At 62.1% G+C, this 23,099-nt stretch carries 22 protein-coding genes; 11 read left to right on the top strand and 11 right to left on the bottom strand.

The annotated features are described in order from the left end of the window. Positions 1–22 precede the first annotated feature (22 nt). From MOP44_RS03325 to MOP44_RS03310, 4 genes are all read right to left on the bottom strand, one after another. Positions 23–1,654 carry a S53 family peptidase gene (locus MOP44_RS03325; RefSeq protein WP_260794482.1) on the bottom strand — a complete coding sequence of 544 codons (1,632 nt, stop codon included), beginning with the start codon at positions 1,652–1,654 and terminating at the stop codon, positions 23–25. Positions 1,655–1,884: 230 nt separating this feature from the next. Continuing rightward, positions 1,885–2,772 (bottom strand): alpha/beta hydrolase, encoded by an 888-nt coding sequence (locus tag MOP44_RS03320; RefSeq protein ID WP_260794481.1) that lies wholly within the window; start codon positions 2,770–2,772, stop codon positions 1,885–1,887. A gap of 63 nt (positions 2,773–2,835) precedes the next feature. Next, complete coding sequence (locus MOP44_RS03315) at positions 2,836–4,437, bottom strand: Na+/H+ antiporter (protein ID WP_260794480.1); 1,602 nt, start codon at positions 4,435–4,437, stop codon at positions 2,836–2,838. A 107-nt stretch (positions 4,438–4,544) separates the two neighbouring features. Then, positions 4,545–6,536: an ATP-dependent DNA helicase gene (locus MOP44_RS03310; RefSeq protein ID WP_260794479.1), complete on the bottom strand. Its 1,992-nt coding sequence runs from the start codon at positions 6,534–6,536 to the stop codon at positions 4,545–4,547. A 135-nt stretch (positions 6,537–6,671) separates the two neighbouring features. Here MOP44_RS03310 and der point away from each other — a divergent pair, with 135 nt between their 5' ends. Next, the gene (gene der / locus MOP44_RS03305) at positions 6,672–8,177 is read left to right on the top strand and encodes a ribosome biogenesis GTPase Der (RefSeq protein ID WP_260794478.1); all 1,506 of its coding nucleotides are present in this window, start codon (positions 6,672–6,674) and stop codon (positions 8,175–8,177) included. A 4-nt stretch (positions 8,178–8,181) separates the two neighbouring features. Here the strand turns inward: der and MOP44_RS03300 are convergent, their stop codons facing one another. Further along, positions 8,182–8,838: a hypothetical protein gene (locus MOP44_RS03300; RefSeq protein WP_260794477.1), complete on the bottom strand. Its 657-nt coding sequence runs from the start codon at positions 8,836–8,838 to the stop codon at positions 8,182–8,184. Positions 8,839–8,942: 104 nt separating this feature from the next. On the opposite strand from MOP44_RS03300, the gene MOP44_RS03295 reads away from it, so the two are divergent. Together MOP44_RS03295 and MOP44_RS03290 are read left to right on the top strand one after the other, a co-directional pair. Beyond that, positions 8,943–9,674, top strand: a complete 732-nt coding sequence (locus tag MOP44_RS03295) for a 2OG-Fe(II) oxygenase (protein WP_260794476.1) — start codon at positions 8,943–8,945, stop codon at positions 9,672–9,674. A gap of 21 nt (positions 9,675–9,695) precedes the next feature. Further along, positions 9,696–10,283, top strand: a complete 588-nt coding sequence (locus MOP44_RS03290) for a DinB family protein (protein WP_260794475.1) — start codon at positions 9,696–9,698, stop codon at positions 10,281–10,283. Positions 10,284–10,343: 60 nt separating this feature from the next. Here the strand turns inward: MOP44_RS03290 and MOP44_RS03285 are convergent, their stop codons facing one another. Continuing rightward, positions 10,344–11,705 (bottom strand): APC family permease, encoded by a 1,362-nt coding sequence (locus MOP44_RS03285; protein WP_260794474.1) that lies wholly within the window; start codon positions 11,703–11,705, stop codon positions 10,344–10,346. A gap of 149 nt (positions 11,706–11,854) precedes the next feature. On the opposite strand from MOP44_RS03285, the gene MOP44_RS03280 reads away from it, so the two are divergent. From MOP44_RS03280 to MOP44_RS03260, 5 genes are all read left to right on the top strand, one after another. Continuing rightward, the gene (locus MOP44_RS03280) at positions 11,855–12,928 is read left to right on the top strand and encodes a glycosyltransferase family 9 protein (protein WP_260794473.1); all 1,074 of its coding nucleotides are present in this window, start codon (positions 11,855–11,857) and stop codon (positions 12,926–12,928) included. Continuing rightward, positions 12,925–13,542, top strand: a complete 618-nt coding sequence (locus MOP44_RS03275; RefSeq protein ID WP_260794472.1) for a methyltransferase family protein — start codon at positions 12,925–12,927, stop codon at positions 13,540–13,542. Before MOP44_RS03280 ends, MOP44_RS03275 begins: the two co-directional genes overlap by 4 nt. A gap of 45 nt (positions 13,543–13,587) precedes the next feature. Beyond that, entirely contained in the window at positions 13,588–14,403 is an 816-nt protein-coding gene (locus MOP44_RS03270) for a DUF3108 domain-containing protein (protein ID WP_260794471.1), read from the top strand. A gap of 224 nt (positions 14,404–14,627) precedes the next feature. Next, complete coding sequence (locus MOP44_RS03265; protein WP_260794470.1) at positions 14,628–14,849, top strand: hypothetical protein; 222 nt, start codon at positions 14,628–14,630, stop codon at positions 14,847–14,849. Further along, positions 14,850–15,665, top strand: a complete 816-nt coding sequence (locus tag MOP44_RS03260; protein ID WP_260794469.1) for a hypothetical protein — start codon at positions 14,850–14,852, stop codon at positions 15,663–15,665. Between the two features lie 144 nt (positions 15,666–15,809). On the opposite strand, the gene MOP44_RS03255 is transcribed toward MOP44_RS03260, so the two are convergent. After that, the gene (locus tag MOP44_RS03255) at positions 15,810–16,796 is read right to left on the bottom strand and encodes a helix-turn-helix transcriptional regulator (protein ID WP_260794468.1); all 987 of its coding nucleotides are present in this window, start codon (positions 16,794–16,796) and stop codon (positions 15,810–15,812) included. 95 nt (positions 16,797–16,891) lie between these two features. On the opposite strand from MOP44_RS03255, the gene MOP44_RS03250 reads away from it, so the two are divergent. Then, complete coding sequence (locus MOP44_RS03250) at positions 16,892–17,386, top strand: DinB family protein (RefSeq protein ID WP_260794467.1); 495 nt, start codon at positions 16,892–16,894, stop codon at positions 17,384–17,386. A gap of 60 nt (positions 17,387–17,446) precedes the next feature. Here the strand turns inward: MOP44_RS03250 and MOP44_RS03245 are convergent, their stop codons facing one another. Continuing rightward, a complete protein-coding gene (locus MOP44_RS03245) occupies positions 17,447–18,652 on the bottom strand; it encodes a sensor histidine kinase (RefSeq protein ID WP_260794466.1) in 1,206 nt (401 codons plus the stop codon). Beyond that, positions 18,649–20,121 carry an ATPase domain-containing protein gene (locus MOP44_RS03240; RefSeq protein WP_260794465.1) on the bottom strand — a complete coding sequence of 491 codons (1,473 nt, stop codon included), beginning with the start codon at positions 20,119–20,121 and terminating at the stop codon, positions 18,649–18,651. Before MOP44_RS03240 ends, MOP44_RS03245 begins: the two co-directional genes overlap by 4 nt. Positions 20,122–20,473: 352 nt before the next feature. Between MOP44_RS03240 and MOP44_RS03235 the strand changes: the two genes are divergently transcribed. Both MOP44_RS03235 and MOP44_RS03230 read left to right on the top strand, forming a co-directional pair. Further along, positions 20,474–20,755, top strand: a complete 282-nt coding sequence (locus MOP44_RS03235; RefSeq protein WP_260794464.1) for a hypothetical protein — start codon at positions 20,474–20,476, stop codon at positions 20,753–20,755. 57 nt (positions 20,756–20,812) lie between these two features. After that, positions 20,813–22,213 carry a pyridoxal phosphate-dependent decarboxylase family protein gene (locus tag MOP44_RS03230; RefSeq protein WP_260794463.1) on the top strand — a complete coding sequence of 467 codons (1,401 nt, stop codon included), beginning with the start codon at positions 20,813–20,815 and terminating at the stop codon, positions 22,211–22,213. A 20-nt stretch (positions 22,214–22,233) separates the two neighbouring features. Here the strand turns inward: MOP44_RS03230 and MOP44_RS03225 are convergent, their stop codons facing one another. Together MOP44_RS03225 and MOP44_RS03220 are read right to left on the bottom strand one after the other, a co-directional pair. Beyond that, the gene (locus MOP44_RS03225) at positions 22,234–22,569 is read right to left on the bottom strand and encodes a hypothetical protein (RefSeq protein WP_260794462.1); all 336 of its coding nucleotides are present in this window, start codon (positions 22,567–22,569) and stop codon (positions 22,234–22,236) included. Between the two features lie 50 nt (positions 22,570–22,619). Further along, the gene (locus MOP44_RS03220) at positions 22,620–23,054 is read right to left on the bottom strand and encodes a hypothetical protein (protein WP_260794461.1); all 435 of its coding nucleotides are present in this window, start codon (positions 23,052–23,054) and stop codon (positions 22,620–22,622) included. Between the last annotated feature and the right edge of the window lie 45 nt (positions 23,055–23,099).

The following is a 23,099-nucleotide window of genomic DNA, read 5'->3' as shown; positions in this document are numbered from 1 at the left end:
GCGCTCCCACAGAAGCATTGCGTCAGATGACGGTGAGAGTGCTCAACAGCTTGCCACCGTCGGGCACGCCCCAGCCACTGGCAGCATCGAAGCCGGCCGCAGCGTGGTAGCCCTTTCCGGGATCAGGATGCGAGGCGTTGTTGCCGCTGGTGACGTCGCGGGTGACGTTCTTCCCTACGGGCTTGCCGTTCGGGGCGTTCCCATACAGCAGAGGCGTAAGGAAACGCTGCTGCTTGGTTGCAGGTAATTGAGCGTTCACCCGCGCGATCAGCGCGGCCCACAGCGGCGCCGAGGCGCTGGTGCCTCCATTGGGCGAATCCTGGCCTGTGAAGATGAGGTCGTAATAGGGCTCGCCGGCGAGCGCTGAGATGTCCGGGACCACGCGGCCGTCGATGCTCTTGGAGTTAAGCGATTTGACCTTTACGGTCTGCCATTTGGGGCGCGGGTAAATGACGCTGACGCCTCCGCCAGTGGCGCCCCCGCCGCCGGAACGAGTGCCAGGCTTGTCCCACCAGACGACTTCGGATACTTTGGACTTCGATTTCTTCAGCATGGTGCCGCCCACGCAAAGCGTATTGGGGCTGGAGCCGGGGAAGTCGACGTGCGCGCGACCGTCCGTCTCCTCATCGCCGGAACCGTCGTCGCCCGCGGCAATGCACGTGGTGATGCCCAGCAGGCGCGCTGCGTTGAGTCGGTTATCGATCGCGTTGCGGGCGTTCGCTGACCAGCTCGAATCGTCTTCCGGCAGGCCCCAGCTTACAGAAAGCGTGACCGGGCGTGCGGCGATGACCTTGTCGAGCAGGTCGACCCAGCCTTGCTGATCGAAGGTCGAGAAATAGACAAGGATATTTGCCTTGGGGCAGAGCCCCGCGACGATCTGCACATCCATCATGACTTCGACGCTGTTGTCCAACTGCTCCTTGCGCAGGTTCGGAGGCAGGGCAAGGATCTGCTGATAGGTGTAGGCCGGCGCATCCACAGCCACGGCTTGAATGGTGGGGACTGGGCGCCCAAATTTCGTGCAGTACGCCGCAGCATCAGCGGCGAAGTAGCCGCCGCCGAACTCCGCGATGGCGATCGTCTGCCCGGTACCATCGCCGGGCGGGAATTTATATCGCTGTTCCAGGTCCGCGGGTGTGAGCGGTGCGAGCGATGATGCCTTGGCGGCTGTTGCTGCGGCACGCTTGCGGCGCGCCATCTCGCGAGTGTCGAGGCCCAGGACGCCTTTTACGATCCCCTTGAGCTCGGCCGGGATTTCAAGCGTACCCTGGCGGCCGCGATATTGCCCCTGGGTTGGCGAGTGCATCAGGACCAGGCCGGGCTTGAAAGCGCGCTCCATCTGAGCGATGGTTCCGCTGACGCGCATGCTGCGAGTGGCGAGCAGGACCTCCTCCACTTTGAGGCCGAACTTCTTGAGCGTTTTCGCAACCTTGTCGGCATCGGCCTGGCTGGCGCCATACGTCGCGGTCAACTCCTCGGGGGTGAGGGTCCGGCCAACGGCTTCGTCAGGGCCGGGAAGTGCGGGCCCGGCGAGATCGATGGTCACATCGATGCGTTTGTTGGGGTCCACTGCCCCAACCTTCTTGGCATTGGGATCTTTTGCCCGTTTGCTGCCGGGGAGAAGAACATGCGTGGTCTGTTTCTTGCCTGCCATTCGGATTCTCCTGGATGAGTGGATGGGAAGTTGGTTTGCTACCTACTCCGGAATTAGCAGCGGGCGCGGGGAGTAAGCGGTGGGATCGCAGCAGCCAATATAACTCCGGTTGCACACGGGCGTCGGAGAAATATTTGGTGGCTCTACTAGGACTGTGGTTGGAGCAGGGAGGAATGTGACGGAGAGCGGCAGGCGGAGACCTGCAAGGCCACGCCTGCCGCACCCTCGGTCTATTGCTTCTTGAGGAAGCCTTCCAGCTCGAGCCATTCCGCAAACCGATCGATCCAGTGATCGGTGGGGATGTTCTGCTTCCGCATGCCGAAGCCGTGGCCGCCCCTGGCATACATGTGCAACTCGGCGGACTTCTTCGCGAGCGTCCACTGCCGATAGAGCCCCAGGCTAACGGGCGCTAGGCCGAGGTTGTCATCGGTGGCTGCCGCGATAAACATCGGTGGCGCATCTGCGGGGACGGTCAGCTTTGTGAAGTCGTTGCCGCCCGCGTAAATGGGGGCCACAAACGCCGGGCGGCTGTCAGCCTTGTATCCGTAGGCCACTCCGACGGTGACGCCCCCACCTGCGGAAAATCCCATGATGCCCACGCGATCGGGCGCAACGCCCCACTCGGCCGCATGCTGGCGCACGTAAGCTACGGCGGCCACGCCGTCGGCGACCGCGAGCGGCAGATCCTGGTTGATCATCGTTTCCAGCTTGGTGCGGTCGTGTTCCCACAAATTGCCGAACAATTGCGTCGCGTCTTTATCCGTGGGCGCCAACCGGTACTTGAGGACAAATGCGGTCATGCCGCGCGCCGCGAGATAGCGGGCGACATCGTTGCCTTCGCTGTCGATGGAGAGCGCCATGTATCCGCCACCTGGGCAGATGACGACCGCGCTGCCGGTGTTCTCTCCGTTCGTCGGCTTGAAGACGGTGAGCGTGGGCTGCGACACGTTGGTGACGACATTGGTGTGCCACGCCTCGGAGTAGTACTGCTTTTCAGGGAAGGTCTGCGCGGGTGTGCCGGGGGCTGCGCCCGGATAGAGCTGGATGGTTTGCTGAGCAACGCAAAGCGGAGCGACAAGAAGCACCGAGCAGGCGAGCCGGACGAGGAAACGGTTCATGGAGGCCGAGTTTAGCAGACGAACGCGCGTCAGTGGAGGTAGTGCGGCCCGGCGTTGCAGCTCTTAATCCAGGCGGCTCTCACTTAAATCGAGTTCGTGTTCAAGAGTGCGATACAGGGTATCCCCAATCCGGCCGTTCGCACGCAGCGTGTTCAGTTCTGCGCGTTCCCGCCGAACTGTATCCAGCAATATGCGCTCGAGAGTAACCCCTTCTTTCGATGGTTCCGGCAGGCTGCCGTCGGGGCCGCATGGATCAACCTCCGTGAGCTTGTGCTCGTACTGGTGCAGCAGGTCCTCATACAGGTGGCGATTTGCTTCTTCTCCGGCGGCCTGGCCGCGCTCTTGAAGAAAACCGATAGCAGCGTGAAGCAGGAGCCGGCGAGCTTCTCCTTCTTCGCACACTCCTGAATCGACCTGAGCCAGGCCGAGTCGGCGGATGAGAAAGGGCAAAGATGAGCCCTGAAAGACGATCGTCACCACAATGACCGAAAAGGTCAGGAAGATGATGAGATCCCGCTCGGGGAAGGGCCTTCCATCCGCGAGCGTCAGCGGAAGCGAATTTGCCGCAGCGAGCGCCACTACTCCCCGCATCCCCGTCCAGCCCAGGACAAACAGTTGATTCCGGCGGGGCATCTCGTAAATCTGCCCGGCGAATCGCGTACGGACCCACCAGGAGGCACGAGCCGCGGGGAACATCCACACCATGCGCAGGACGATCAGGACCGCTGAAAACACCAGCGCATAGACCAAAACACTGAGCTTGCCTCGATTCTGAATCCCGGCGAGCACGTGTGGAAGCTGAAGTCCCAGCAGAATGAAGACAAAGCCGTTCAGAAGGAACTCGACAGCGTCCCAGACAGCTAGAGTCTGCAAGCGAACCCGCGGCGAGAAGATGCGGGAGCTCTGTCTGCTCACCAGCAGCCCGCAAGAGACCACCGCAATGACCCCTGATGCGTGGATTGCGTCCGCCGCAAGATAAGCCACGTAGGGGATGATGAGCGAAAGCGCGATCTCCACCGGCCCATCGTCAACCCACCGCTCCAGCCAGGTCACCGTAAATCCGATCAGCACTCCTACGAGCACGCCTCCCACCGTGAGCCAGAGGAAATCCAGCGTTCCGTGGAGCATCGACGGGGCAGTTCTTTCAACCACCATCTGCACGCCGAATTGAAGCGCAAGCAGTCCGGTTGCGTCATTGATCAGGCTTTCGCCCTCAAGGACATCCACGATTGCCTGCGGCATGCCGACTTTCCGAGCGATGGATGTGGCGGCTACCGCATCGGTGGGCGACACCACCGCTCCAAGAAGGAACCCGAGTTGCCAGTCGAAGCCAGGCAGCCACCACTGTGCAGCGAATGCCACGCCAATGGCGGTGAAGAACACCAGAAACACCGCCAGGCTCGAGATGGAGACGAGGTTGTACTTGAACTCCTGCCACGATGTCTGCCATGCAGCGATATACAGCAGCGGGGGCAGGATAACGATGAAGACGAAGGAGGGCGGCAGCGGGAAATCTGGAACGCGCGGGATAAGAGAGCAGAGCAGGCCGAAGACAACCAGTGCGATGGGATAAGAAACAGCAAAGCGGCGCGCCAGGCCGGCCACCGCAGCCACTGCGCACAAGAGTCCGACAAGCAAGATCACAACCGAGTTCACATGATCCATCCGGGGCGTTGTCCTCCCTGCAGGTTCTCGAACCAATGAAGCGAAGATGCCTAACACGACAGTTGCGATTCACTCGACTGTCCGGTGAGGGGCCGCTGAAGAAGCGATCAAGAGAAGAAGGCTTGCACGTCGGTGATATCCGTGCTAACGCGATACGGCGGGAGGCTGGCAAGGAAGGTTTGCCCGTACCGCTGCCGTCGAATCCGCGGATCGAGCAGCACCAGCACCCCGCGATCTTCGAGCGAGCGGATCAGCCGGCCGAAGCCCTGCTTGAGCGTCAGCACCGCCTCCGGCACTTGGTAGTCGAAGAAGGGCTTGCCGCCGGCTTCTTCGATTGCCTTCATGCGCGCCTGCACCACGGGATCGTTAGGCACGGCGAACGGCAGGCGGTCGATGATGACACAGCTCAGCGCTTCGCCTTGCACGTCCACTCCCTGCCAGAAGCTCGATGTGCCGAACAGCACGGCATTCGGCGTGTTGCGGAACTCATCGAGCAGCGCCTTGCGGGGCGCGGTGCCGTGCAGCAAGATGGGCCAGTCGAGCACCGGCAGCAGACGCTCGTAGACATCGCGCATCTGGCTGTAGCTGGTGAAGAGGCAAAACGCGCGGCCTTTCGAAATGTCGAGGATGCGGCGGATCTTCTCGGCCGCCGCCGCTGGAAAGTCGGGCTCGCGCGGGTCTGGCATTTCCGGAGGAAGGTAGAGCAGAGCCTGCTCGCCGTACTTGTAATGTGAGGGCACAATGAGCTGGCGCGCTTCGGTCAGGCCCAGCCGCTTCCGCATGTGCTCGAAGCCGCCCTGCACGGTGAGCGTGGCCGAGGTCAGCACTACCGTCGGAATCGTCTCGAACACGAGCTCGTGCAGCAGCTCCGACACATCAATCGGCGTGGCTTGTACAAACGTTGTGCGACTCTGCTGTCTGCCCAGGCGGGCCCCGTCGCGCTCGTTGCCACCCCACGCGCGCCGCTCGAGCCAGTAGACAATGTTGCTCGCGTTCGACTCCATCAGGAATTCGAGCTCGCTGCGCAGGCGGCCTACGCGCTTGCGGATGCCGGGAGCTTCGTCCACTTCCTTGAGGTTCCCGATCTCGTCCTCGATGCGGCGCAACGTGGCGCGCACGCCGGTGTAGAGGTCCCCGCGCGTTTCCAGGAACTCCTCGCGCCCAGCGAAAGGCTGACGCCCGTCGCCTGCCATGGGCAGCTCGGCAAAGAACATCCGCGCCCTGTCGCGAAGTTGCGCCGTCAGCGCCGGCAGACCCAGAGCACCTTCCTTGCCGCGCAGCATCGTATCGGTGTCGCGTGCCAGCTCTTCAAAGCGCACGTTCGAGACGGACAGGCCGAAGTAGTTGGAGGCCACCTCTTCCAACTCATGCGCCTCGTCGAAGACCACTGCTGCTGCTTCGGGCAGGATGCCGGCGTCCGGCGCCCCCGCCATCTCCCGTTTCACCGCCAGGTCGGCGAAGAACAGGTGATGGTTGACGATGATGATGTCGGACTCGAGGGCGCGGCGGCGCATCTCGGTGATGAAGCAGCGCTGATAGCTTGGACAGGTCTGGCCCAGGCATGCGTCGGAGCGCGCGTCGAGCTTGGCCCAGACCGCGCTGGCCTCCGGGATTCCGGACAGCTCCGCCCGGTCGCCGGTCTCGGTGGTCTGCTCCCATTCAGCGATCTGCTGGTACTGGTCGATCTCCTCCAGCCCCGAGAGAATCGGCTGATTGCGCAGCGTGACCAGCTTGTGGCGGCAGAGGTAATTGGCCCGGCCCTTCATGTAGCAGACCCGCAGGTCGCCCAGCAACGATTCGAGAAAAGGCACGTCGCGGAAGTAGAGCTGATCCTGCAATGCCTTGGTGCCGGTGGAGACGATGACCCGCTGGCCGGTCCGCAGGGCTGGCAGCAGATAGGCCAGCGTCTTGCCGGTGCCGGTGCCCGCTTCCACAATCAGGTGCCGCCGCTCGGCCATGGCGCGCTCCACGGCCTTGGCCATCTCCAACTGCCCGGGCCGGTACTCGTACGGCAGCGGTGAATTGGCGAGGATCCCTCCGGGCGCGAAGAACTCGTGCAGGGTGGGCAGGGTCCGGGTTGTGGCTATGGTGGAGGCCATCGGAACGGGCTCTTTCCATCATAGGGGGAAAGCGAATGTGGGGCGAATGTGCGCCTATTCCGTTTGACTCCGCTCTCTACTAACCCGGAAACTGGAAGATGCACCCGCCGGACGCCGGCGTTGAGGAGAAAGACATTGCCGACGTATCGCCGATCCGTAATCCCTACCCGCGCGGGCGCGGAGAACCTTCCGCTGGTGGCCATCGTGGGCCGCCCCAACGTGGGTAAGTCCACGCTGTTCAACCGGTTGACCAAGAGCCGCCGCTCCATTGTGGGCGACGAGCCAGGCATCACTCGCGACCGCATCTACGGCGAATACGAGTGGGGAGGCCGGCGCTTCCGTCTGGTGGACACGGGCGGTATCGTTCCTGACGACCCCGAGCTCATTCCCACCGAGATCTTCAATCAGGCGCGCGTGGCGCTCCAGGATGCCGACGCGTTGATCCTTGTGGTCGACGTGCGCACGGAGCTTGCCAGCCCCGACTACGACCTGGTCCGCATGCTGCTGCGCGGCGGCAAGCCGGTGTTCCTGGCCGTGAACAAGGCCGAGGGCGAAGCCATGGCCGCAGCCGCGGAGAACTTCCGCCAGCTTGGTATTCGCGAGGTGTATCCCGTAAGCGCCGAGCACGGTGTGGGCATCGGCGAGCTACTGGACGCCGTAGCGGAGGCGATTCCCGTGACCGCAGCTGAACAGTCCGCCGAGACCGAAGACGAGGTCGCTGAGGAGCGCGAAGTCTCCGAAGGCGGCCCGCTGGAGCCCGGTTCAGAGGACGAACCGCACCGTGCGCTGCATCGGACTCACGGCGAGTTTGAGCAGCACGAGACCTCTATCGCCATCATCGGCCGACCCAACGTGGGCAAATCCACGCTGCTGAATGCCCTCACCGGGACCACGCGCGCGATCGTATCGCCCATCGCTGGAACCACGCGTGATGCCGTTGACGAGCTGGTGGAGTTCGAGGACATGCGCCTGCGCTTCGTCGACACGGCCGGCATCCGCCGCAAAGGCAAGACGCACCTGATGGCCGAAAAGCTGTCAGTAGTCATGGCACGGCGGCACCTTGAAGCCGCAGACGTGGCGCTGCTGTTGATTGATGCCACCGAGGGCGTGACGGCATCGGACGCGACCATCGGCGGCTATGCGCATGAGTCGGGCCGGTCCGTCATTATCGTCGTCAATAAGTGGGATGCTGTGACCACCGCCCGCACCGACGGCAAGCCCCCCGCAGACCGCCAGATCTTCGAAGAGCAGTTGCGCAAGGCCCTCAAGTATCTTGACTACGCGCCGGTAATCTTCCTCTCGGCCAAAGAGGGCAAGGGCATGGGTCGCGTGCTGCATGAGGTGAAGGCGGTCGCGGCCGAGCGACGCAAGCGCGTCACCACCGGGCAGATGAACCGGTTCCTGGAGAAGATCGACTTCCAGCGAGCGCCGGTGCCCATGGCCAAGCGCATCCGCATCTTCTATATGACGCAGGCCGCGGTGGCGCCCCCCACGTTTGTGCTGTTCACCGACCGCGACATCAAGCTGCACTTCGCCTTCGAGCGCTTCCTCCAAAACCAGATCCGCGACTCCTTCGGCTTCAAAGGCACCCCCATCTGGTTCAAGATCAAAGCCCGCAACGCCGACAAGAAAGACGAGTAACGAGCTAGGAACGCATTCCACCAGGAGCAACGCATTCCTCGTCCGTGAGCTTCGCCAGCCGCGCGAAGCTATCAAGAAGGTCGGCGTCTACCACTGGTCGAAACCTCTGCTCCTCCTGATCCCAAACGAAATCGTGCCCGAGACGGCGAATGGTATTCACGTCTCCATTGTTGACTTCTGAGTACCATCCCCAAACGCTGTCGAGGTCGCCAACAGCGCGCCACGGCTCGCGTTCCCCTGCAATCACCAGTCGTGCGATCTGCCGCGAAACCAGCATGCGGGCCTGCTGGACCGGAAACGGGACTGGGAATCCAGCCTCCTTGGTGATTCGCTCCATGAGTTCAACTGCATCGCGATCGCAATGCACCTGCGTCTCGCCCGCGAGGCGGCGAAGCGAGGGCGTGTCGTAGCCGGCTTCGAGCAGGTCGAGCGCGATCGCTGCGGTATCTTCGCCGTGAATATCACCGCAAACAAACCGAGCGACGAACATCTGCAAACTCAGCTCTGATTCCGGAGGCGGAATCTCGGGGTACTTTCCTACCCAGGGCCGGGGCTCGCTCAACCGAAGCTCGACGATCTCCGCCGGGGCGCTGGCACCTCCTAGTTCGGAGTCGCCGCGGGGGTTTGATCGCGCGATGCGCCTGAGGAAGCGGTTGAGCATGTAGCAATTATGCCCGACCTCATCAGCGTTGCTTGCTGCCTGCCTGTGTCCACAATCACAGACCGCCGCACCCCCATCAGTGCTCCATGGGTACGAGGGCGCCTATGGAATTTTTGAATCGCGAGGTTCTCAAGAGTCTCAGTCCGGATGCTTTTCAGCAGCGGGAGCCGTATCCCTGGACGCAGATTCCCAATGTTCTGACGCCGGAAGCTCATGAGACACTGCGACAGAGTCTGCCCCCGATCGAGGCCGGGTTCGACCGTCAGGTCGGCGTGCAACGAGCCTATGGCCAGGCGCCGCACGACCGCTACCTGTTGCATTTCCGCCCCGGTGTTCCGGTTGCGCAGCCGTGGCTCGAGTTCATCGATGAGCTGCGGGGGCCGGTGTACCAGGACTGGCTGCGCACGATGTTGGGAGACCATCAGTTCATACCCACGTTCGAGTGGTACTACGCATGGGAGGGCTGCGCGGTCAGCCCGCACTGTGACGCCGCGCGCAAGCTGGCCACGCACATCTTCTACTTCAATACGGATGAGGACTGGGAAGCCGCGTGGGGCGGGCAAATCCTGATCCTCGACAGCGAGCGGCAGTGGAAGACGCACTCCGGTCCGAGCTTCGAGCAGTTGAAGGTAGCGGCGTCGATCGATCCGCGCGGCAACAGCAGCCTGTTGTTCCAGCGCACCCCTCACTCGTGGCATGGGGTTCGGCCGCTGGCGTGCCCGCCGGGCAAGCTGCGCCGTTTGTTCATTGTGACGATCAACGTTCCGAGTTTCCAGGTGTGGTGGCGCCGCGTGCGAGGGAAGGATCCCGACGGATTCCGAATCAGAGCGGCGTGAAGGCTGCGTTTGGAGGTGGCCATGGAAAATCTTTCCACGTTTCAACGCGAGTACCTGTGGGAGCTAGAGATCCCCGCCAGGCAGATCATCGAGCTTGCTGAGTCGGTTCCGGAGGAAGCCTACGACTGGCGTCCTGCGGAGGACGCGCGCACCTTTGCCGCGGTGCTGGTGCACATCGCCGCTGGCAATCTGATGTTGCTGTACGGGGCTGACGTGCGCAGCCCGGCGGTGATGAAGTTCCGCGGATCGCAGGCGGCTGAAGAAGGCCCTGAGCAGTGGCTCATGCTGGTCCGTCAGAGCGTTGCGATGCAAAAGACCATCACGAGCAAGGATGACGTGCTGGACCTCCTGCGGACCTCGTTCGAAGCAGTGAAGACCGCGGTGCGTTCGATGAAGCCGGAAGAGATGGAGGCGACCTGCCAGCTGTGGAGCGAAGTGACTACGTACCGTCGCATCTACCTCCGCATTCTGGCGCACGCCGATGAGCACATGGGCCAGGCAATCGGCTACGCCCGCGTGATGGGATTCCGCGTGCCGTGGCCTGATCCAGTCAGGATGATGGAGGAGATGGCCGCCCAGTCTGCGGCCAGGTCCGCCGCCACCGCGTAGGCCACAGTGGGGGCGCGTTGAGCCGCACTCTGTTGCCGCGATCAGCGATCGCCTTGCTGATCAGTTCTCGCTGGCGGCGTTGCCAAGCTCCGTGGGAGCAACTCCCCTGCGCGTCATCAGCCACCGCACCGGCAGGCCAAGCAGAACGAGGCCTGCGCCGATGAGCGACGGGATCGTTCTGCTGGCGATGAGCATCAGCGCCAGCGCTCCGCAGCCGGCAATGAAGACGATGGGTGCGACGGGATACCACCATGCCTTCGGAGCCAGGCCTCGAAACAGCGTGGCCGCCGTGAGAGCCAGGAACACAACCGACGAAAAGATGATGAAGGCCAGTATGCGGTCGAATGCGCCGAGCATCAGGATCACCAGCGCCATGCCGGTCTGCAACAGGACGGCATTTGCCGGGGTGCCGAAGCGCGGATGAAGGCGCGCGAAGACGCCGAGCGGGCCGATCGGTTCGGCTTTGCCGAGAGCGTAGGTGACGCGCGGAACCGCCATGCTGAGGACCAGCAGGCCCCCTACTACGCTGAGGATGACGCAGGCCGAGAGCACGCGTCCGCCGGATGCACCGAATAGAGATTCGCCGAACTGCGCGACAAATGCGGTGTTCGACTGGATGTTCTGCATCGGCACGACGGCGACGAATCCGATGCTGACCAGCAGATAGAGGGCGGTGACCAGCAGCACGCCGCCTGTGAAGGCGATCGGCAGCGTGCGCTGCGGGTTGCGGACCTCGCCCGCGATCTTGCCCGCCTCCCACCATCCGCCAAAGCAGAAAAACGCGCTCACGGCGGCTCCGGCAATCGCCAAACCCAGAGGATCGGAACCGGCGCGGCGTGTGGCCAGCGGCAGCAGATTCGACGAGGATGCGTGGCCGGCCAGGAACGCCCATCCAACCAGGGCGATCAGGACGGGTATCTTGAGCCAGTTGAGGACGGTCATGAGCCGGCTGCTGAGGCGCATACCGACGTAGTTGATGGCGCCAAGCGCGGCAAGGATCAGCGCGGGCACCGCCGGAATGAGCATCTGCGGGATGGGAATGAGTGACTGCACATAAGGCACAATTCCCACGCAGAGCGACGCGGCAACGCCGGGGTACATGACCAGCGCGGCCATCCATGCATAGAGGAAGGCGACCTGCGGGCCGAAACCGAGGCGGAGGTAGAGGTACTCGCCGCCGTCCTGCGGATTGCGAACAGCGAGTTCCGTAAAACTGAGCGCTCCACCCAGCGTCATGATGGCCATGCCGCACCAGACCGCGACCAGCAGGGTGGACGAACCGAGAGAGCGGGCCATGGCCGCGGGTGTAAGGAAGATTCCGAGCGAGATGGCCTCGCCGGTTACGACGGCCGTGGCCGCCCACACGCCCATCTGCCGTTCAGTCGCGGAATTCGCTTGCCCTGTAGGGGAATCTGCTGGCATGGTCTGGCTCATCGTAGCCGCTGCAACGTGGACAGCGCCATAGACCGTTGGTTGGACCTTTGGGCACCGGTAAAGTTCCACCCAACTTGACCGGCGCCCAGTTGCGGCAGGGCAGGGAACCAAATCCGGCGCTGTGAGAAAATTGAAGTTTGCACACGCAGTCCAAGTTTCGTTTGCTCGTGGTGCGGCTGGGCGCCATGGGCGACATTCTCCATGCCTTGCCGGCGGTGACGGCATTGCGCCGGGAGCATCCCTCCTGGATGATTGGCTGGGTAATTGAGCCGAACTGGCGGCACCTGCTGACCGCGGCGAATGGCACGCCCGCCGAGCCCCTCTCACCCTCGCAACCACTTGTGGACCAACTGCACCTGGCGCCAGTCAAGGCTTGGGGGAAGTCTCCTCTGAGCAGCCGGACGACTCACGAAATCAAGGAATTGCGGGCGGAGCTGAAGGCGGCCGAGTACGATGCCGTGATCGACTTCCAGGGGGCCGTGCGGTCGGCGGGGCTGGGATGCCTGACGGGGGCAGTGCGACGGATCGGCGAATCGGACCCGCGAGAGTGGGCGGCCAAGTGGCTGTTCACCGAGCGTGTTGCAACGACCGGCCGGCACGTGATCGAGCAGGACGTAGAAGTTGCGGCGGCGGTGGCAGGCGATGCGCTCGAACCGGTTCAGCCGCTGTTGCCGGTGGACCCTCATGCGGAGACGTGGTGCGACGGGCTATTTGCGCCGTTTGGGAAGGATCCGGTGGCGCTGCTGATTCCGGGAGCGGGGTGGGGTTCGAAGCGCTGGCCGGCTGAGCGATATGCTTCCGTGGCGGCGTCCTTGGCGGCTCGCGGCTTCCGTGTGCTGGTAAATGCCGCGCCGGGCGAAGAGGAACTGGCCGACGCGATCAAAGTGCAGTCGAACCGAGCGGCGATGCCGGTGCACTGTTCGCTGCCGCAATTGATCGCCATCAACCGTCGCGTGGCTCTGGCGATCGGGGGCGATACCGGGCCGATTCATCTGGCCTGTGCGCTGGCACGTCCGGTGGTGGGCATCTACGGGCCCACGGATCCAGCGCGGAATGGTCCTTACGGCACGCGATTCAAGGTGCTGCGCAGCCCATTCAGCCAGCGGAACCACGCGAGGCTGGACGAGCCCGAGGCCGGGCTGCTTACGATTAGCCCTGAAGACGTGCTGGAAGCCGTGGATGAAGTGCTGACCTCGGAGACTGCTCGATGACTACTGCCGAAAAGCCGCAGCAAGACTGGATCAGCCGCTGGCAGCGGATAGCGAGGCGCATTCGCGTTCCGCTCGGCTTTGCGGTTGCGGCTCTGTATGTATTTGAGCTGTGGCAGCAGGCGCCTGAGCCGGAAGCGGTGGCCTGGAGCCTGGCGCTGGTTGTTCCGGGGCTGTGGCTGCGCGGATATGCCGCCGGATACGTGAAGAAGAACCAGGAACTCACCACGACAGGGCCGTACGCGCATGTACGCAATCCGCTCTATCTGGGGTCCATCCTGATTGCCGCCGGGTTTGCGGTGGCCCTCGAGAGCTGGGCGGTGGGCGTTGCGTTGGCTGTGATGTTTGCAGCGATCTACATTCCGGTGATCGCGTCAGAAGAGCGGTTTCTGCGGGCCACCTTCCCCGGATTCGACGACTATTGCAGCCGGGTTCCGCGTCTGATTCCTCGGTTGAGGGCGGCGCGCACGCCGGAGGGGGGCGGGGAGGGCCGGTTTTTCCTACCGCTTTATCTCAAACACCGCGAGTACAATGCTCTTTTGGGGGCTGCCCTCTTGTACTTGGCCCTGATGGTTGTGCGGCCGGCGCTGCATGTCCTCGTCCACGGACGTCCCTGAACGTATTTTGAGTCGTCCAACTTCAAGAAGGAGCCTTCCCTGCCGGTGAAGAATAAGCGCACGACTGTCCTGTCCAGCCTGGGTGCACTTTTCTTTGCTGTTTCCACTGTGGCGTGCTCCTTTGCGCAGACCCAGCAAGCGCCTGCGCCGCAGCAGGTTACGCAAACCCTTGCGCCGCCGCGTCCAGGGTTCAGCTTTCCGCAAAAACAGACCCTCACCTACCTGGTGGACTGGCGCGTCTTCCCCGCCGGAACCGCCGTTCTGCACTTCGAACAGCAGGACGCCAACACCGAGAAGCTGAGTGCCACCGCAGACACCAGCGGCGCCATCAACCTCCTCTTCCACGTCAGCGACAAGTTCCAGTCCACTTTCGACCGCACCAAGGGCTGCACGAACGAATTCGACAAGCAGACGGTGGAAGGCCGACGGCAGGTGAATTCGACCCTGAAGCTGGACTACACGACCAACAAGTCGATCCTAGATGAGAAAAATCTGGTCACCGGGCAGACCAAGCACGTGGAGCAGCCCATTCCCGGCTGCGTGACCGACCTGCTGACCGGCGTCTACTACGCTGCGAGCCAGCCCATGACCGTGGGGCAGAGCTTCCAGGTGCCGATTGCCGACCCCATGCACACGGTGCTGGTGACCATGAAGGTCGAAGGGCGCGAGGAGATCAAAACGCCGCTCGGCACCTTCAAGACGGTCCGCGTGCAGCCCACTGCCGATGCCGGCGTAGTGAAGAACCGCGGCAACATCTGGATCTGGTACACCGACGATGACCGGCATCTCCCGGTGCAGATGCGCGCGCGGCTCTTCTGGGGAACCATCACATTCAGGCTGTCGACGAACGAGGCGAAGTAGAATCCGGCGATTCTTGTGGAGAGTAGTGCTTCTAGTTAGGAACAAAAAGCATTAGCACTATTTCATGCCAGACTGGCTACTTGGCAGTTATAAAGATCCCCACTAGATATGGGTCCGTTTCTGAGTATTAGCTACCTCGGGCCTTCCCATCAGCGGTGTCGCTCTATCGGTCATTCCGTTTTGAAAGGTGTGCTAGAATTCCTCCACCACTATGGAGGAGAATCATGGACGAGTTGGAATTCATTCGAGTCGTTAGTGACCTTCAGAGCAAACTGGAAGAGGCCAAGGAACAGGCTTCCGGAGGACAACTGACCGGAGATCAGATATCCGCGATGCTCCCTAGCTTGTTCAATCTCGATTCGACTATCAGCTTCACCGGCCCGTCGGGCTACAAGCCGCAACCGGTCCCTACAAAGGGTTCCAAACCGCCCTCTGGAACAAAGTAAATGGCGGTGCATTTCAAATCGGTTAGCGCCGTCAATTTATCTCCAGACAACACCAGGGCAGGATGGGACGTGTTTTTTGAGCGAGCAGATACGCCCCCACCTACCGACCCAAAAGTCGAGTCGCTGCGAGGTCAGTATGAGGAGACGGTATTCGTTTTGCAGAGCATGGATCTGCACGACGAAGATTTCCAAAATCTCTTCAACGCCCTGATCGTCGGCGCTCAGGTTGGACTACAGGGAGAAATCAGTGGCTCAAATCTCGATGCGGGAGCGAACCAGTTAGATCAGGTTCGCCGCAAGATGGTGAGCTTAGCGAGCAAGGACCGCGACAGGTACCTCCTTCAGCTTGTCGGGGTTGGCGTAGTTGTGTCGCTAGGGGCACTTCTGTTAGCCGGTTTAGTCGTTGCATTGCCACATATCAAAGGGTTGGCGGTCCTCGGCGAAGCTCGCTTTCAGAGTGTTAGGGCGTGGTTGCTACCGGGATGTCTTCTGCATCCCGGACTGTGTCTCGGAGTGGTGTTCGCGGCATTCGTCGCGAACAGAAGTTTTACGTTCGAGCTGATTCGAAAGATGGATCCTTACGCCTTCACTCCGTTGATGCGCATTCTATTCATAAGCCTCGTTAGCTATGTGCTCTTGGCGGTGCTCTGGTTCAACATAATCCAACTTGGAGCAGGCGGGTATCTCTTGAATAGTGTTCAGACCAACCCGCAAGCGGGCTTTCTGATTGGGCTTGTATGCGGGGTAAGCGAACCGGTCGTGGTGCAGATTCTGTTATCACGTCTCAAGCCAGAAGAGCGCTCCAAGAAGCCCTAACGTCTCCGTATAAACTCCTATGAGGACTCCCGCTGTAGAAGATGAGCGTAGCCCATCTGTCATTGCGTGAGGGTTCTTCGTCGCCGCGCTCCTCAGCGCCGCAGAGATCCGGTGGAACGACAAATTTCTGGGGAACCATCACATTCAGGCTGTCGACGTACGAAGCGAAGTAGAGTCCTGCGGCTCCTCGGCCGCCGTCGTCGCCCTCAGCGCCATTTCGCGGAACACCTGGCGCATCTCCGGCGGGCTGTGCACGACGAATCTGCACCCCGCACCGAGAAGCATAGCCGCGAAGAGTTCCAAACGGTCGCGCCCGCAACGCAGGCGAGTCCCATTGTCCAGCGATTCCAGAGCAATCCTCCACGGAGCGAATGCGCGCTCGGCTTCCTCGAGCGGCATGTCGAGCCACACATCAATCTGGTACGTCGACTGAATGAAAGGCATGCTCTGTTTGAGATGGAGACGAGGATCGAAGTGTGGTGGGCGGCGGAACGTCGTCCGGGTCACCTCCAGGCTGGAAACGCGATCGAGCCGAAACGTGCGCAGCGCCTGCCGTGAGAGACAGTGCCCCATGAGATACCAGCGGCCGTCCGTGTGCATCACGGCGTAGGGCTCGATCTGCCGCTGCGACCGCGAGCCACCGTGCGACTCATAGTCGAATCGAATGCGATGGCCTGTGCGGATGGCGGAGGCTGTGTCGATCAGCGACTGAACCGAAGTGGAGATGACCCAAGGGCCGGGTTCAATGGCGACCACGTCTTCCACGGTGCGGACGTTCTCACGCAGCGTTTCAGGCAGCACCCGGCCCAGCTTGGCCAGCGCGCCCTCCGTGGCCGGGGCGAAGGCAGATAACCCGATCTGCCGCAGCGCCCGCAGGCCCAGCGACAAGGCAAACGCCTCCTCATTGGTGAGCAGCAGCGGAGGAAGCCGGAAACCGGGCTTCAGCCGATAGGCGCCGCCCACCCCGCGCGACGACTCGACAGGAATGCTCAGGTCCTTCAGGCGAACAATGTAGCGCTGCACCGTGCGCAGATCGACTTCGAGGCGCTCGGCCAGCTCTGCTCCGGAGACGAAGTCGCGCGCCTGCAGGATTTCCAGCACCGTGAGAACGCGCATGATGGGGTCGTACATGATTTTTCGATTCTCTCTCGAATTTACGACAGGTTCTGTCGGGAATCCCGGCTAATCTCATTTTCGAGCCCGGAAAGGGCATGGAGGATCGAGAAATGATGGCAGAAACGGTGGCAGTGAATGTGGTTACGGCAGAAGGCCTTCTGAAGCAGTGGCAGGGCCATCGGCGTTTGACGCGCAGAGTGATCGACGCTTTCCCCGAAGAGGCGCTGTTCAAGTTCTCGCTGGGCGGCATGCGGCCCTTTGCGGACATGGCGTTCGAGTTCATCCGAATGGCCGTGCCCATCGTGGACGGCGTGTCCACGGGCAAATGGGAAGACCTCGGCGTCAATCATGACAGGCAGAAGCCGACGACCAAGGAGGAGCTGCTCCAGCTTTGGGACGCACAGACCGCGGAGCTCGATGAGAAGTTCCCCCGGATTCCGCCGCATCGGTTCGAAGAGGTCGACAAAGCGTTCGGGATGTGGGAGGCGCCGGGCATCGCGACCATTCAGTACGCGATCGATAACGAGATCCATCATCGCGGGCAGGGGTACGTTTATCTGCGGGCGCTGGGGATCGAGCCTCCGCCGTTCTGGGAGCGAGAATAGGGTTCCGGCTCATTCAAAAGGGGCCCCTCAGGAGCCCCTTTTGCGCGTTTCGGGACGAGATTAGTCGCCGCCGACCACCCGCCGCTGATCGATCGTGTGCAGGTTGGGAGATTGCACCAAATCGAGAGGGGCGGTCGAGGGCAGATAAATCGAGAAGGCCGTGCCGCTCGGCGACGTGGTCCGCGAACGGTAACGCAGGCGACCTCGATTGCGGTGCACGATATCACGCGTGAGCCACAGGCCCAGGCCGGTCCCCCTACTGCCTTTCGTTGTGAAGAACTGCGTAAACAGGTTCTTGCGAATCTCCTTGCGAATGCCGCTGCCAGTATCGGCAACGGTGATGCGGGCATAGTGCGCGCCTCGTTGTGTGACCTGCGTGATGCGCACGAAAAGCTGACCGCCATTGGGCATGGCGTCGATGGCGTTACCAATCAGGTTTACCAGCGCCTGCCGGATTTCGCCGGCCGAACAATAGGCCAGGGTCCGGCGAGCCTGAACGTGTTCGGATATGTGCCGCTCCAGCATCTTGCCACGGAATAACGCGACAGCGGATGTCACCAGTTCGCCCAGGTCGGTCAGATCCGGCTTGGCGGGCGCGCGATGGAAGCGTAGCGTCTGCTGTACGATCTCGCTGATCCGGCCGAGTTCCTGGGTCGCGAGCTGCGCAAAGGACCTGGCTTCGTCGATGCTGGAGCTGTTCTCAACCAGGAAGAGCAGGTTGCCCAGCGCCTCCAGGGGATTATTCACCTCGTGGGCCATGGTGGCAGCCAGTCGTCCTGCCACTGCCAACTTCTCCGTGTTGCGCAGAGCCTCGTCGCTGTGGACCTGGCGCTCGGCGGCATCGCGGACCTCGAGCTGCTTCATGCGGGCGGTGTAGGCGACTTGAACGGCGCTGAGCAGAAGCTCTTTTCGGACCGGGCGATCGAGCAGAATCAGGCTCCGAACTTCCAGGCGAGCACGGGTGGCTATGGCCGCGTACTGCGGCTCGGCCGGCCCGCTGGTCAGCAGCATGACGGGCAGATCCGACCAATCGGGCTGCTCCTGCACCACGTTGCGCAGCGCATCAATTCCGTCGCCCGCAAGGGCCTCATCGGTCAGGATCAGGCCCATCAATTGCGAGCTTTCCACATGAGAGCTGTCGGCAATCCTCTGCACGCATTCGGCAGCGAAACCGTGGCTGTTTAGGAGTGCGCAGATGAGGTCCCCGTCGCGCCCCACGGGTGCGATCACCAGGAATCGGCGATTGTGTTTTGCGGCCTCCTTCACAGCAGCTCCTGTCCTCCCTTGTACCTCGGCGTACCCGTGAGCACACCGACAAAGTTCCTCAGCGGTTCGCCGATGCAGATCTTTCCATCCTTGATCTGCAGTTCCCGGATGGACCGCTCATGCGGGCCACTGCGACGCTTGACAGCGCTGAGGGCCTGCCGTACTTCCCCCTGCGCTTCGAAGTAACGCAGGAGCAGCACATTGTCGGCCAGATAACTTACGTCAGCGGGCGACGACATCGACTGACCCAGCAGGCCGAACTGCGCGAGCACCAGGAACGACGCTACTCCTACCTGGTTTAGATAAGAAAGGAGCTCATGAAGCTGCACGGTGATTGCGCGTTCTTCGCTCATGGAGTTCATCAATCCGTTGAGGCTGTCGATGATGACGATGGTCCACCGGTTCTGCTCAACACCTTCGCGGATGCGCTCGACGAACTCGCCCGGGGATAGCTCGGCTGGATCGAGCTGTTCGAGGTGAATCGCCTCACTTTCGAGGTGCGGAGTCAGTTCCATGCCCAGGCCGCGGCTGCGATCCAGAAAGGACTGCTTCGTCTCGTCGAATGTGAAGATGGCGGTTCGCTCCCCACGCAGAGCCGCGGAGTAGGCCCACTTGCAACAGAGCGTCGACTTACCACAGCCAGTAGGGCCCGCGATCAGCGTGGAGGTACCTCGCTGCACCCCTCCGTTGAAGATGGCATCCAGTTCCTCGATGCCGCTGGGGAGGTCTTCCTGCGGGTTGTCGGGGCCGCGATGTTCACCGGAGACCAGGCGCGGAAAGACGCGCAGGCCCCCTTTGAGGATGACGTAATCGTGATAGCCCTCGCGGAAGCTGGAGGCCCGCACCTTCGTCACTTCGAGCCGGCGGCGGGTGACGCCGTACTCGCGGGGCAGAACCTCAAGGCTGATGACGCCGTGGGCGATGGTCTGCACCTGGCTCTCGCGCTGTTCGCGGAAGCGCTCGTCGAGCAGCAGGGTGGTGCAGTCGCGACCCTCGAAGAACTCCTTGAGCGCGAGCACCTGGCGGCGGTAACGGAGCGAGTCGCGCGCCAGCATGCGCAACTCCGACATGGAGTCGATACAGACGCGCTTGGGATTGATCTCGCGCACCTTCCCGAGGATGGTCTCGACCACGTCGGCCAGTTCCACCTCGGCGGGCTGGAAGACGGTATATGTCTGGCCGGCGACACTGGCTATTTCAGGCGGCGAGATCTTGCAGATGGTGATGTTATCGAAATTGAACCCATGCGAGGCGGCAACATGCCGCAGTTCGGCTTCGCTTTCGGCTAGCGAGATATAAAGACCGGGCTCGCCGTTCTTCGCGCCCTCCATGAGAAATTGCAGCGCCAGGGTGGTCTTACCGGCCCCCGGGCTGCCTTCCACAAGGTAGAGAAAACCATTGGCTAAACCGCCGTGGAGAATCTTATCCAGGCCCGCGATTCCGGTTGAGAGTCGGATTTCCTCTTGCATGCGCTTTCAATGCTCCTGGGACTCAATAATGTTGCGGGTGCGAAAGGGAAAAGCCGTGAGGGCTTCACGCTCCGACAATTTCAGACGGTCCTACTCCTACGCCTTCGCGGGCGACGCCCTTTTTCCTTTGATGCAGAGCCCCGCGAACGCGAGGATGCAGACACCAAAAGATATCTGTCAGTGACTGACTGTCAGTGCCGAACACTGCGGCCCAGTCAGCGCTCTCTCAAATCTGAAATTGCGTGTTTGAAAACTGCAAATGATCGGGCGCAAACATCTATGCGTGGGCAGGCATCCTAGCCTCAGTTCGCGGCCTTGCAGAACGCAACGGCACGCGGCGGAGGGCCGAGCCATGGCAGTGACACACATCATCGATTCGAATCACAACGACCTGACCATCCCCGCAGTAGGCGACACGGTTCGGGTGAAGGCCAGGGAGGGGGCATTCGTCGTGCTGCGGGTGGATGTGAACACCGGCAAGGCGGACCTGCTGAACTGCGACTCCCGGCTGCGCAAAGTAGATACCGACGTTCCGCTGGACCTGCTCTCGCCGGCGGAGGACTATCTGCCGGAGCTATTCCGCTGGTATGTGGAAGAGGCGCCGGAGAGCAAGGGCGACGGCACAGACGGTTAGCGCGTGAGGCTGAAGGCTCGGCCATGTAAGCTCAAGGGCGGAGCCTTCCACCTCGTTATGCGAAGCCTGATACTTCCTGCCGGCGCCTTCCGCGCGCTGGCCCATCACATCAGCGATTTCACCGCCGACTATCTCGAGAAGCTTCCGAACCTGCCTTCGTATCCGCCCGGCGTCTCGGGGCAGCAGACCCAGGCTTTGTTCACGGGCGATCTGCCGCTTGAGGGCATCGGCGCGGCCGCATTCGCCGATCTGGAGCGGGTCTTTAACTATGCGCGTCCTTCTTCGCCGCGGTTCTTCGGATACGTCTTTGGCTCGGGCGAGCCCATCTCTGCGCTGGGCGACTTTGCCGCCGGCGTCCTGAACCAGAACGCGACGGCGTGGCGGTCCGCGCCCGCCGGTGTCACCATTGAGCGGACCGTGGTGCGCTGGCTGGCGGAAGCAATCGGCTGCGCGGGATTTTCCGGGAGCCTGACGCTGGGCGGCTCATCGGCCAACCTCATGGCGCTGTGCATGGCGCGCGAAGCGAAGGCGCCCGCGAACCAATCGGGCGTGCGCGGCGGCGTGATCTACTGCTCGGCCGAGGCTCACATGTCGATCGCGAAGGCTGCGGCGCTGCTCGGGTTGGGACATGACTCGGTGCGCAAGATCGCTGTGGACGAGGCGTTCCGCATGCGCACGAAGGATCTGCGCGCAGCCATCGAACGCGACCTGAGGGAAGGGAAGCAGCCGATCGCGATCGTGGGCAGCGCGGGCACCACTGCAACGGGCAGCATCGATCCGTTGGACGAGGTTGCCGACCTCTGCGCAGAGTTCGGCCTGTGGATGCACGTGGATGGAGCGTACGGTGCGCTGGCCGCGCTGGCTATTCCCGATGCATTTCGCGGCATGAACCGGGCGGATTCGCTCTCGCTCGATCCGCACAAGTGGCTCTATCAGCCGGCGGGCGTCGGTTGCCTGCTCTATCGCAATCCGGCCGATGCGCAACGTGCGTTCTCGCACACCGGCGACTACGCGCGTTCGCTGACCAACGATCCCATTGAGGGCTTCGCGATTTTTGAGGAGTCGATGGAACTGTCGCGGCCGTTTCGCGCCCTCAAGCTGTGGATGTCGCTGCGCTATTTCGGCCTGCGCGCATTTCAGCATTCGATTGCGGAAGACCTGGAACTGGCGCAGGTGCTCGCCCGCGCAATCGATGCAGAACCGCACCTCGAGCGGCTGGCTCCTGTTGCCCTGAGCGCGGTGTGCTTCCGCTTCAAAGATTCGAACGGCGATCTTGATGTGCTCAATCAGGCGATTCTGCAGCGGGTGACGCAGCGCGGGCGCGTGTATCTCTCGAATGCCGTGATTCACAGCCAGTTCGTGCTGCGTGCCTGCATCGTGAATCACCGCACCACGGAAGACGATGTGCGCGAGATTGTCGCTGAGGTGCTAGCGGCGGCGGGCGAAGTTCAGGCGTGACCTGGCGCGCCGCCATTTCCCTACGACACCGAGAGTGACTGCACCTGGATGGTGTCGCCGCTCTTGGTCCCAGTGACGTTCACGCGCAGATGATCTTTCTTCGAGCTGCTTTGCAGCAGCTTCGTGGCTTCCTGGTTCCCCTTGGCGTCGAACTTCAGGAAATTTCCATTCTGATCGACTATTCCGAAGCCGCTCTTCGCGCACATCAGCGCACAGTCGCGAGTGTGTGCATCAGGATTGGCCTTGGCTTTCGCTGAGCACTGCACATCGACAATGGCAACTCCGCTCCAATCTTCAGCCGCGGCAAAGGCCGGCAGCATGAGCGCGATCGCAGTCAGCAGGACGATTCGTTTCATCGTGGTCTCCATTTCTGTTTGATCGAACGATTCATTGCAACAGCGGCAGGTCAGGCCAGCCGCTGCACGGTTCCAGTCGCGGCGCGATTTTCTGAAGGCGCCGTTGCGGCCTCGCGCACTTCAGTCAGCTTGGCCAACGCAAATGCACCGAGCGACATTTCAATATCGCGCACTGCGATGTCGAGGAACTGGCCCTGCGTGATGAGGCTCAGCGCGATAGCCCATAGCCACGCCATCACGATGTACGCCGCATACCGTGTAAAGCGCGTGAGCACCAGGATCCCCGCTACGATTTCGATCGCGCCTACAACGTGCATGAACGTGGGAGCCGAGACATGCAGCAGGCGCGGGATGGCGGGGTTCAGGTACATCTCCCAGTTGGTGAGCAGGTTGAAGTACTTGTCGAGCCCAGCAAACAGCGGACAGAGACCGAAGCCGATGCGCAGCGTCCACCAGGCAGTATTGAGTCGAGGATTGGCTAGCATGATTTCCTCCTACTGCTCAATGGAGCGGCGACTTGGCCATCGGTT

The organism is Occallatibacter riparius, assembly GCF_025264625.1.
Classification (GTDB): domain Bacteria; phylum Acidobacteriota; class Terriglobia; order Terriglobales; family Acidobacteriaceae; genus Telmatobacter; species Telmatobacter riparius.
The sequence above is the reverse complement of the archived record's forward strand: the minus strand, read 5'-3'. Positions and strand labels throughout refer to the sequence as shown.